Source organism: Brevundimonas sp. NPDC046655 (assembly GCF_044901625.1).
GTDB lineage: Bacteria > Pseudomonadota > Alphaproteobacteria > Caulobacterales > Caulobacteraceae > Brevundimonas.
Map to the genome: position 1 here is coordinate 82,093 of NZ_JBJDPV010000005.1, position 12,533 is coordinate 94,625.

The 12,533-nt window shown below is 68.2% G+C and carries 2 protein-coding genes; both read right to left on the minus strand.

Going from position 1 to position 12,533, the window contains the following annotated elements:
* Nucleotides 1-24: 24 nt before the first annotated feature.
* The gene (locus tag ACI2KI_RS13955; protein WP_404621022.1) at nt 25-3,666 is read right to left on the minus strand and encodes a hypothetical protein; all 3,642 of its coding nucleotides are present in this window, start codon (nt 3,664-3,666) and stop codon (nt 25-27) included.
* Complete coding sequence (locus ACI2KI_RS13960) at nt 3,663-12,116, minus strand: SdrD B-like domain-containing protein (RefSeq protein ID WP_404621024.1); 8,454 nt, start codon at nt 12,114-12,116, stop codon at nt 3,663-3,665. Before ACI2KI_RS13960 ends, ACI2KI_RS13955 begins: the two co-directional genes overlap by 4 nt.
* Nucleotides 12,117-12,533 lie beyond the last annotated feature (417 nt).

Sequence of the window (12,533 nt, forward strand, 5' to 3'; positions counted from 1 at the left end):
AGAGCCGCGCCGGGGTTGGCAGGATCAGAACTTGCCGATCAGGTTCACGAACCAGCCGCGCTCGTCGTAGCTGAGGTCGCCCAGGTCGTCCGAGAAGTCGGTGAAGTTGTAGCCGACACCCAGCTTCACATGGTCGCCGAAGTGTCGATAGACGCCGACCAGAGCGCCGAGACGGCTGTCGTGGGTCTCCTTGATCGACAGCTCGCGCACCTCGACCAGGACGTCCCAGCGGCGGACGATCTGATAGTCGGCGCGCACGGCCCAGAAGACCGCCTCGCTGTCGAACCAGGGCGCGCTCTCGTCGCGAGAGGCGCGCAGTTCACCCAGACGCCAGGCCACCTTGGCCCCCACCGCCAGACGCGGGGTGACCTGATAGGTCCCGTCGATCGCGGCGATGTGGCTGCGCTGGGCGTAGTCCAGCGACTGGCCCAGGGCGTCCACCTGAGCCGGCGACGGCAGGTCGGCCAGATAGGTGTACTTGGTCAGCAGGTTGAGCCGGTCATTGTCGACCGGGCGATAGGCCCCGGCCAGCGCTAGCTCATAGTAGTCGGCGTTCATGGCCATCGCCTGATCCGAGTTGGACAGGGAGATGTTGGCCTTGGCGAACAGGCGCAGCGACGGGCTGGCCTTGTAGGTGACCTGATTGCGGGTGGCGACCGTGGTGCGTTCGCCGACCGTGTCGCCCTCGTCCTTGCGATACTCCAGCGCCGAGGCCCAGCGCAGGCGGTCGCTGCCATAGTCGGCGGTGGCGCCGATGGCCATGCGGTCGATCTCCTGGCCCAGGGCGTCGGCCAGAGAGCCGGTCTCGTAACGCGCCCCGAAGGTCCAGGCCTCGATGGGGCTGAAGTCGACGCCATAGGCCTGGGTCCAGCCGGTGGGGCCGTCGCCGTGGTCATAGCGTTGCTCGGCGAAGACGCTGGTCTTCTCGCCCATCTGCTGACGCGCGCCGCCGGTCAGGCGTCCCAGTCGACCACCGGTCATGGCGTCGGGGTTCTCGCCGGCCAGGGCGTAGCCCAGATAGAGGCTGCCGCGATCCGTCATGGCGAAGTCGGCGCGCACGTCTGCGCCGAATTCCATGTCGCCGTCCGAGACCTCGCCCTTGAACTTGAGCCGGTCGTGGACCTGATACTCGCCGCCGAGGCCGAAGCGGTCGTTGGATTCCCGGCCGCCGTCGTGGTCCAGCGTGGCCTGGGCGAAGGTCCAGACGGCCCAGGGCGCGTCACGCTGCTCGACGTTGGGCGTCTCGGGATCGGGCGTGTGGCGATAGCCGAGCGAGACAGCCGCGTCGGTGCGCGTGCCCTCGCTGGGCGGCGGCGTATAGAGCGGGCTGTAGGGCGTGCGCTGGCCCTGCTGCTTGTCCGACCGAACGCCGACCGAGCCGAACCAGCCCGCCGCCGTCTCGCGACGCAGACCGACCTCGACCGCATGGCGCTCGGTCAGGCGGCCGTCGGTGACGTCGCCCTTGGCCTGCAGGCGAACCGTGTCGCTGAGGGCCATGTCGAAGACGCCGCCGTACTGATCCAGGGTCTCGCCAAAGGTCAGCTCGCCGGGGGCCGAGAAGCCCGCCTCGCGCGTCTTCCAGTAGCCGCCAAAGCGACCGTCGCGCTCCAGACCCAGTTCGTCCAGTTGACCGGCGAAGGTCAGGCTGACGGCCTTGGCCTGATCGGCCTCGGTCTGAACCTTGGTGAAGTCATAGCCGCCGGTGGACGACAGATAGGAACCGTCACCGGGGCCGTCGGCCTGAGCGAACTCCAGCTTCACGAAGCTGTTGGGCGCGTGCTGATAGAGGACATCGGCGCCGAACAGATCCTGCGACGCCTGATCCTCGCCCTGGTGATAGGCGCTGCCCCCGACGCGCAGACGGTCGGTCAGCCAGTGCTGCGCCCGCCCGCCCGTGGTGAAGGCCTCGGGCCGCGTCAGGCCCGGCGAATACTCATAAGTGGCCACGACCCAGACCGGGTTCCCGGCCAGCGACGACTGGGACACGAAGCTGTTGGCGTCCGCCGTCATCGGCGGCGGGTTGCGCATGACGACCCGGCCCTGAAGGTAGTTCACCTCGTAGTCGCGGGCGACGATCAGTTCCTGACGTTCCAGCACCAGGCCGGAATCCTTGTCGCGGACTTCCAGGAAGACCCGCTCCGAACCCGGCGCGACATCGCGGTTGCGGAAGAAGTAGACGGAGCCCCCGGTCGAGGCGAAGTCCTCGCGGCTGGCGATGGTGCCGGGGTCGGCGGCGAAGCCGGTGATCTCGGTGCGGCGTTCGCCGCTCGCGGTCACGGCGTCGCTGCGCCAGTCCAGATTGGCGCCATAGAGGGTCCGCTGGTGGCGGATCAGCTCATTGCCGCCCAGACGGCTCTGGAACACGCCCCACATGGCGTCGGTGTTTTCGTTCTCGGCCCGCAGGTAGAAGCGGCCATAGGTCGGGGCGTCCTCGACCGTGACCGAGTCGTCGCCATAGACCGGATAGTGCATTTCCGGGTCGATGCGGCGCAGCAGCGAGCGCGGGTCCTTTTCCAGGAAGCCGTCGAACAGGCTCTTGAGCGGCTGCTCGCCGGTGTCGGCAGAGGCCGTCAGACGCCAGTCGTTCTTCACCACGCCCTTGAAGTAGAAGGCCAGACGACCGTCGGCGAAGTCGTCGCGGTGATCGCCTGTGTCGCCCAGCAGTTCACGCTTGGCGGCGTCGAAGCTGCGGCTGCCCGCCGTGATGTCGGCGATGCCGACGAAGAAGCGGTCGGTGCGTGGCAGGACGATCTCGCGCACCAGATCAACCGGGGCCTGACCGGGACGCGCCACCTGAACGGCGACGGCGGCGGTGTCGGCGGGGACGATCTGCTGGACCATGAAGCGGCCCGTGCGGTCGACCGGCACCACGGTCCCGAAGGCGGTCACGCGCGTGGCGGGGTCCTCGACCTCGCCGCTGATGGTGACGGCGGCGCCCTTGACCGAGATGGCGTCGATGACGCGCATGTTCTCGAACGACGGCCCGGCCAGGATGTCCGGCTTGGTGACATTGACCGCATGGGTCACGGCCAGCATCGTCGCCGAGGTCTGGTCGTAGCGGCCCTCGGCGTCATAGACGCGCAGGACATAGCGATAGCGATGCTCGCCCGGCGCGCCGCGGTCGGTCGTCCACAGCACGGGTTGGCCCAAGCGCGCAGGAATGATGGTCAGGGGCGCTTCCTCGATGCTCTGATCATCGCGGAAGATGCGGACCTCGGCGCGCGCGACATAGGCGGCATAATTGCTGAGGGTGAAGAAGCGCACGCTGTCGCCCGCCCGGATCACCGGCTGCTCAGCCACGATGCTGAGCACCGGACGCACGTCAAAGGCCGTGGCCTGAACCCGCACGTCAGCGCCGGCCAGGGCCAGGTCCTGACGGCGCTGGCGGTCGGCGCCCAGATCATCGCCGTCCTCCCCTGCTCCGTCCACGCTGACGCGGAACGGACGCGCCGCCCCGCGATCAGCGGCTTCCAGGTTGTTCCCGACGCCACGGCGTTCGACCGCCGCATCGTCCGCCACCGGGCCGCAGGGGCGGTCCGTGTCGCGGCCGCAATAGACCGAACGGTCGTCAGCGGCGGCGTCCTGGGCCTGAACCCCGGTGGCGAGGGCGATGGCTGACCCGCCCATCAGCAGGGCGGTCAGCAGCTTGTTCGACGCGCGGATCATTGCACGCCTCCCTCATGAGGGGTGGACAGGACGACGGTCTCCTCTTCGACGACCAGTCGGTAGCGGCCGCGCTCGTCGTTCCAGCGGTCCTGGAGGCGACGACGGACCTGGGCGACGCGGTCCCTGATCAGGTCCGCGCTTTCACCTTGGGCGGCATAGGCCAGACGCAGGACCGAGGGACGCTCGGCCAGGGTCGCGATCAGGCCCTCGAACTGCTGTTCGAACTCCTCACGCAGAGCCTCGCCGTCGAAGGCCTCGCCGTTGAGGTCCAGACGGACCACGCGGTGCAGGCTCGCGCCGAAGTTCAGGCGGGCGAACTTGCCGCGCGTCAGGCGCACCGTTTCCGGGTTGCCCGAGGTGACGCGGTAGCCCGTCGGCAGGGTCCGGTCGTCCAGCTTCACGATGAAGTTGGAGCCGCGGTCCTCGTTCGGGATCATCGGGCAGGTGATGTGATACCGGCCCTCGGCGTCCGTGGTGATCAGCAGACCGCGCGCGGTCGCCAGACGCACCCCCGGCAGACCGGGCTCGCCGTCGTCCTGAACGCCATTGCCGTTCCGGTCGTCGAACACCTTGCCCAGGATGTCGGTGCAGTCGAAGTCCGGGTCGGGAATCATCCGCACCGTGGCCTCGGCCAGGTTGGAGATGACCTGATCGACGATCGGGTTCACCGCAAAGGCGACGTTGGTGTGCTCGCCTTCGACCACGCCCGCACCGACCACCAGGATCAGTTCCAAACGCTTGGTCTCGCCCGCCGCGAAGGACAGGTCGTTCCAGGTCAGCAGACGACCGTTCTGGACCGGCTCGACCGCCTCGCCGTCGATGCGGGCGCTGCCCTCACGATAGCGGAAGCCGGCGGGCACGCGGTCCGTCAGGGTCAGGCCCGTCACCGGGCCGGCCAGCGTGTTGCGGGCCGTGATGACATAGGGGACCAGACCGCCGCGCACGACATTGACCATCGGGGTCGTCTTGGTGACCTCGATCGCGCCCTCGAGGATCGGATCCAGGGGGATGTTGTTGTTGACGACGTTGGCCGAGACCCCCGGCGTCAGGTTGAGGTTCAGCACATAGCCGGTCGTCATCACGCCGGTCAGGCAGCCGTCAGCCGTGCCCAGCGGCGGCGGGCCGTTGCTGGTCGAGACCAGCATGGGGTCCGGCGTCGCATTGACCGTCAGCGGTCCCGCGCAGGGCGGAATGATCGTCGACGGCTGGTTCGGGTTGTAGCTCCCGTTCGGCGGCGTCACCGACAGGCTGTAGGCGCCGGCCGGAGCCGAATCCGTCAGCTGGAACTGATACAGGCCCTGGGCGTCGGTGATCTGACGCAGGTTGCCGGCTCCGCCCAGCAGATGCAGGGCGGGATCGAAGCCGGCCGGCCCGGTGATCTGGACCGTCGCGCCCGGAACAGGCGTGCGGCGGACCGCATCATAGACCACGCCCCACGGATCCAGCGGCAGGGACTGCTGCGGCACCGTCGCGCCGGGCTGCAGGCTGATGCCCGTCAGCTCGCGGTTCTTCAGCGTAGCGCCGCCCGCGTTCGACGCCGAAACGACGCCGTCGACGAAGGCTACGCCGGTCTCGTTCGGACGCGCGCCGCCATAGACCGCATTGTTCTGCGGATGACGGAAGCGGACCGCATAGCCCGAGCCGGGGGCCACGCCGGTGAAGGCGTAGCCGCCGTCGGCGCCGGTCCGGACGGTGTCCATCAGGACGTCGTTCAGGAACAGTTCGACCGTCCAGTCAGCCTGCGGGGTCTCGCCCGCGCCGCGTGCACGGTCATGGTCCGCATCCATCCACACCGAGCCCGAGATGCCGGCCTCGGCCCCGCGCTCGCCGAACAGGTAGCCCGTCGCCTCGGCCGCCGGGGCCAAAACGATGCCGGAGATGACGTCGCCGCCGTCCGACAGACCGCCGGACGTGCCGGGGGTGTCGAGACCGTCGTTGTAGCCGTCCGGCTGGGTTTCCGTGACCGTATAGGTCCCGCCCGGCAGGTCGGTGAAACGATAGGTCCCGTCCGGTCCCGACACGACCGTGCGGGTGACGGTTTCGCCGCGCGCGTCCGTGCCCGTCAGCGTCAGGGTGACGCCGCCGATGACCGGTTCGTTCGCGTCATGGACGCCGTTGTTGTTGGTGTCGTTGTAGGTCAGGCCCGCCAACGAACCGGTCCGCTCGCCGAAGTTGACGGTCGGAGGCGTCTGGTCGGGACGGATCGTCACCGGCACGCGATTGGTCGGGTTTTCCGACGCCTCGCCGTAGCCTTCCGGCTGGATCTCCACCACGACGTAATCGCCGCCGCGGATGTCGCCGAAGCTGTACGACCCGTCCGGCCCGGTCCTGGTCGTGGCCACCAGCTCGCCCGAGGGCGTGCGCAGTTCGACCACGACGTCGGCCAGGGGACGATCTTCCGGACCGTTCACGCCGTCCAGGTTCACGTCCACATAGACCTTGCCCGTCAGGCCCTGACCGCGCTCGCCGAAGGCGTAGTCGGTCGCGTCCACGTCCGTCGGCAGGACGATGCCGTGGATGCGATCGCCGTTCGCCTCGACCGTGCCGCCGGCCGAGCCGGCGCTGTCCAGACCGTCGACGTAGTCTGCCGGCTGGGTTTCGACCAGTTGATAGGTTCCGGCCAGCAGGTCGTCGATGAACCACGTGCCCGCCGCGTCGGTTGTCGCCGTGCGCGTGACCGTGCGCCCGGCCGCGTCCGTCCCCGTCAGGGTGACGACGACGCCGGCGATCGGGGCCTCGCCCGGTTGACGCACGCCGTCGTTGTTGGCGTCCAGGAAGACGTGGCCCGCGATGCTGCTGACCGTCTCGCCGAAGTCCACGACCTGGGCCGCGCCCGGCGTCAGGTTCACCGTCACCTCATTGGGCGTCGAGGAGCCATAGCCGTCCGGCTGGATTTCGCGGATCGTATAGTCGCCGGCCGGCAGGTCGACGAAGCTGTAGGTTCCGTCGGGGCCCGTCGTCGTCGTCGCAACGACCACGCCGTCCTTGACCAGTTCGATCGTCACGCCGGGGATCGGCGGCTCGCCGCCGCCGTTCACGCCGTCGCGTTGCGGGTCCTTGTAGACCATGCCGGTGATGATGACCGCCCGCTCGCCGAAGACGTAGTCCACGCCCGCCTGACCGGCGTTCAGGTTGATCCCGGTGATGGCGTTGGCCGCCGCAGAGGCGTCGAAGACCGTGTTGGGCGCCATGCCGCCGGCGCTGCCCACGCCCTCGCGGCCGTCGGCGTACTGGCTCGGCTGGCTTTCCGTCAGGGCATAGGTTCCCTTGGGCAGGTCGCCGAACTGATAGGCGCCGGCCGCGTCGGTGGTGACGACGCAGGTCTGGGCCGGATCGAGAGCGGCGCGCCAGGCGCAGATGTCCTGGCCGTCCGCCGTCACGCCCGACAGGGTGACGGTCACGCCCGCCACGCCGGTCTCGCCCGGCTGACGCACGCCGTCGTCATTGGCGTCGATGAAGACGCTGCCGCCCAGCGAACCAGACAGCTCGCCGAAGGCGTAGTTGGCGCCCAGGGCCCCGGTCGGCAGGACGATGCCGCTGATGACGTCGTTGCCGACCACGCCGCCGACGCTGCCGGCGGCCTCGCGACCGTCGGAGAAGTTCGACAGCGGCGCCGTGTTCTGCGCCTGCTGGGTGATGCTGTAGCCCGTCGGGCTCGCGCCCGGCACGCCCATGAAGATGAAGCCGCCCGTCGCATCGGTCACGGCGGTGCAGCTGATCAGGGTGCAGACGTCCTGGCCGTTCGCGGTCGAGCCCGACAGGGTCATGGTCACGCCGGGAATGCCCATCTCGCCCGGATCGCGGCCGCCGCTGTCGTTACGGTCGACATAGACATAGCCGCTGAGGCCCTGACCCGTGCCGCCGAAGTCATAGTTGGACGCCGTCGAGCCTGCCGCGACGATGATGTCGCTGATGCTCAGGGCAGTCGGGCCGGCCGACGCGGCGTTCGGACCCGTCACGCCGTTCGACGTCCCGCCGAGCGCGCCGACATAGGCGCCCGTATGGGTCATGCCCGGCGCCGGCGTGATCGCCAGCTGATAGTCGCCGGGGCGCAGCACCTGACAGACGGGCGAGGCATCGGCCGCGTTCGGGAAGCTGTAGAGGCCCGAGGCCGTGGTGGTGACGGCGCAATCCACCGCCTGGCCGAGGTCGTTGGTTCCGGTCAGGCGAATGATCGCCCCCGTCAAACCCGTCGTTTCCGTCGGCGCGCGCGTCGCATCGGCGTTCGGGTCCAGGAAGACCATCCCGCCCAGCGTCGAGGTCGGCAGTTCGCCGAAGTTGCGCTCGGTCAGATCGGCGCTGGGCGCCACGAGACCGATGCCGAAGCCTTCCGGCGCCGGACGACCGCGCGAACCGGCGACGACCGCGCCCGCGCCATTGGCGTCCAGACCGTCAGCGGCCCCGTTCGGCTGAACCAGCTGGGTGACCGTGTACTCCGTCGCGCCCGAAGGCGGGACCGAGTTGAAGGCGTAGCGGCCGTTGGCGTCGACCGAGGCCGTCAGGTTCAGCGCGCCGCCGGCATAGTCCGTGCCCGTCAGGCGGACGTGCGGCGTCGAGGCGAAGTCGGCGGGCGCAAAGCCCGTCTCGCCCGCTTCGCGCGCGCCGTTATTGTTCAGGTCGCGATAGATGTAACCCGACACGCGCGCCGCCCCGACTTCCTGGAACAGGTAGCCGGTCGCCGCCGTCACAGCCGGCAGGTTGATGTTCGAGATGGTGTTGGTCGCGGCCGCGCTGCCATAGGCGGCGTTGTCCACGTCGCCGCCGGCCGTGCCTGCGGTTTCATTGCGGTCGAACGCGCCGGCGGGCTGGGTCTCGACGATCTGATAGACCCCGGCGGGCAGGCGGTCGAAGACAAAGGCGCCGCCCGCGACCGTATCCGTCGTTCGGGCCGTGATCGCGTTTCCGAACGCATCCGTTCCGGTCAGGGTCAGACGAACCCCGACCATGCCTTCGCCGCTGTCGATCACATCGTTCAGATTGTCGTCGCGATAGACCGTGCCGGCGATCGACGACTGGGCGACGCGGGTCGTCTCGGTCTTCGAGTTGTTGGCCGGGTTCGTGTCGCGGCTGATCTCGACGCCGTCGCCGTCACGTCCGGGCGCGATGCTGGCCGTATTGGTCAGGTTCGTGTTCAGCGGGCCGGCGTAGGGATGAGCCGCCCTGGCGAACAGGGTCAGGGTCACCGCATCGCCATTGCCGGGGAAGACGCCGTCCAGCACGCACAGGATGGCGCCGGTTCCCGAACAGTTCATCGCGGAGACGGACGCGCCGCCGCTCACGGTGAAGGTCTCGCCCCCCACGCGGGTCCAGCCGGTCGGCAGTTGGTCGGTGACACGCACCTGGGTCGTCGGCGAGACGCCGTTGTTGCGCACCACGACCCGATATTCGACGGGCTGGTTGATCTGCACGGGCGAAGGCGTGACGCGGGTCTTGCTGACCACCTCCAGATCCGTGGCCGGCAGGACGGTGGTCGTCTGGACTGCCGTATTGTTGGCCAGTTGGCTGTCAGCCTGGCTGACCGTGGTGTTGTCCTGTTCCAGCGACACGATCTCGGCGCCGTTGGAGAAGGTCATGGGGCCGGTCGGGGCCGCGCCCGTCACCGCCATATGCAGGCGGAAGATAACCTGGCGACGGTCGTCCAGATAGTTGAGGGCGGGGTCGCTGCCGTGCAGGCGGCATTCGATGTTGGCGCCGACCGTCACGCAGTCTGGAGCCGGCGGCGTGTAAAGGGTCAGGCCGCTGTTGGCGCCCACAGGGTTCACCTCGAACCGCGACAGGCTCATCGTGTAGCCGGCGGGCGGAGCGGGAATATCCGTGATGACGATGTTGCCCGCGCGCGACGGACCGAAGTTGGAGGCGCGCAGGTCATAGACCAGCTCCGAACCGAAGGGCATCGGGTCAAAGGCGGCGCTGGGCTCCTGCTTGGTGATCGCCAGATCCATGACGGGCGCCGACACGTCGTGCGTCAGGACCACGCTGTTGTTGCCGGTGTTCGACTCGGTCGTGGTCGTCGTCACCGAGGCCGTGTTGACGTGGCTGATCGGGAAGCCCGACGTGGCCCCGCCGAACGGGAAGCGCGCCCTCACTTGCTGGCTGATCTGATAGGTCTGGCCGCGATTGATCGTGCCCATGGTGCAGACGATCTCGCCGGTCGCGTCCGTCTTGACGCACGACGCGCCGCTCTTGGTCGTCGTCGGCGCGCCGACCAGTTGGAAGCGGGTCGGGTCGATGACGTCCGTCACCACTACGCCTGCGGCCGGGTTCGGTCCCAGACCACGCACGCTGATCGTATAGGTCGAGATGACCCCGACCTGCGCCGGATCCGGCGCGATGGACTTGGCGTTCAGGGTAATGTCGGTGATCGGCGCGATGTCATAGCTGGCCGTCGACTGGTTGTTGGCCAGATTGATCTCGGTCGTGTCAGGCGATGTGACACGGGCGATGTTGTTGAACAGGCCGCTTTCGACCGGTCGGCTGATGCGAACCACGGCGGTTTCGCTGTCGCCCGCGGCGAGGTCGGTCACCGTCCAGCTGATGCGGCCATTCGACGCCGTATAGGCCGGCGCGCCCTGGCTGGCGCTCTCCACGCCGAAGCCGGTGACGAAACCGCCGCCGTTGATGAAGTTGGGCAGGTTGTCAGTGACGACCACCGTACGCGCCGGATCTCCGCCCAGGTTGCGCACCGTAAAGCGGATGTAGAAGGCGTCGTCGCCGACAGCGACCGGCAGCGCCGGCGTCTGGGTCCACGGACCGGCGACGTTGAGGCTGACTTCCTTGACGATTTCCAGATCAGCGGCGTTCGGCGTCGAGCGCGATCCGGCCGTGGCGCAGTCGTTGGCCGCATTGATGTCGGCAGGCGTCGCGGCGGAACCGCCGGTCACGCCCGTGCAGGCCCGATTGGACAGGTCCAGATCAATGCCCGTTCCGGCCAGAGTCTTCAGCGACAGCACGGCATTGGCGCCGACCGCCAGGGTTCCGGGGCCCGACAGCTCGCAGGTGATCTCCAGCCCCGTCTGCGAACAGCTCCAGGGCGCGTCGGCCGAGACAAAGGTCTCATCCGCCGTCACCGTGTCCACGACCCGCAGCGGATTGGCCGAGCTGTAGTCCAGGACGGACGGCCCGTTGTTCCGAACCGTGATGGTGCTGGTCATGATCTCGCCGGCGGCCACCGGGTTCGGCGCCTTGGTCTTGCCGATGCTCAGGTCCGAGCTCGGCTCGGCGATGCGATAGCTGGCGCTGGCCGTGTCATTGCCCGGCGTGGGGTCGGTGACGCCGGCCGGCGGCGTGACCCTGGCTGTATTGAGAACCGTCCCGCTGGTCGCGGCGACAGCCGTTACGGGAATGACGAAGACCTGGCTCTGGCCGACGGACAGGCTGCCGGCGCTGCAGGTGACCGTCTGGCCCACGGCCGAACAACCGGCCGGCAGGGCGCCGATCGTGAATACGGAAGCAATCTCGTCAACGATGCGCGCACCGGACACGGTCAAGGGTCCGGTGTTGAGAATGGTCAGGGTGATGTCGACGCTGTCGCCCTGGATGATGGTCGCGGGCATGGTCTTCTGCGCCGCCAGATCCGCACCCGGCTCGATCGTCGTCACCACGGGCGCAGCAGTGTTATTGTCCGGATCGGGATCCAGAACAGTCGGGCTGGTCAGCCCGACGAAGGCGTTGTTGGTGATCGTCCCGCCGCTGGCGAGAACACGCCCGGTCACTGTGACGGGCGGCAAGGCCCCGACCACCGCCTGCCCGTTGTAACTACAGACCACGGTCCCGGCTGAATGGGCGCAGGTCCATTGGCTGCCGCTGGCGGAGGCGAACTGGAAATCGCTCGCCGCCGGCAGGTTGTCCGTCAGGCGAATGGCGCTGGTCGCGTCGGGACCGGCGTTCGAAGCATTCAGCGTATAGGTCAGGACCCCGCCGCCGGGGATGGAGTTGTCCGGCTCCCCGTCGTCCTTGGTCACAAACAGGTCAGCGCCGGCCTGAACGGCCGGGGAGACCAGCAGGGCGTTGTTCGCCGGATTGCTGTCGACATTGGTCGGGCTGGAAATCGTCACCGTGGTATTGCGCGATCCCGTCGCCACGGCGTCCGCCGTGTAGCCGAAGGTGAAGTCCCCGGCCGCCAGAGCCGGCAGGGCGCACGTCAGCGTCTGGCCGCCCGTCGCGCCCGACAGCGCGCAATAGGAAGGGAAGGCGCCGGCCTGAACAGAGAAGTGAGAGGGGACCGCGACAGTCACCACGACGTCATTGACCGAACCCGGACCGTTATTGGTCACGCGGATGCTGAAGCTGGTCTGGGCCCCGTTCGCCACGGGGTCGGGCGACCAGGTGTAGTCCGAGACCTGCAGGTCCGCGGCCGCCGCGGCGCCCGCAGCGCCGACGATCGCCAGGGGCGCCATCATACGGACAGCACGCAGCGCCATGCGCTTGAATGAGTTCAGCAGTTTCAACACGTCTCGAGCCTCCCGTTCGACGAAGGATCGGGAGCGCTCAAGGACGTCATGCAGATCTAGGCCAGGATCCCAGGAATCCGGCTTCCGGGCAGGCCTTTTGCCTCCCGCGTTCTTGCTGACGCACATCGCCCCCGACGGGTCGAATGAAGGCGTCCACTAGCGCCGCGAGGACGTTACAGCCACGCCTGAAATGCAACTAAGTGTATGATTTTACGTGTTTTTACATTTGAATCGGCATTTCGAATTTTGCATGCCCTTTGTCGTTGGCCGACATGACATGAGCTTGCAGGTCGGCTGTCCCGACACAGCTAGCCTCTTCCCGCCATGAACGTTTGAGCTTCTCGAACCTCCGCTGACCGAGCTTGGCCGTGACATGGTGGGGGTCAGAGGTTCAATCCCTGTCGCGTCCACCATTCT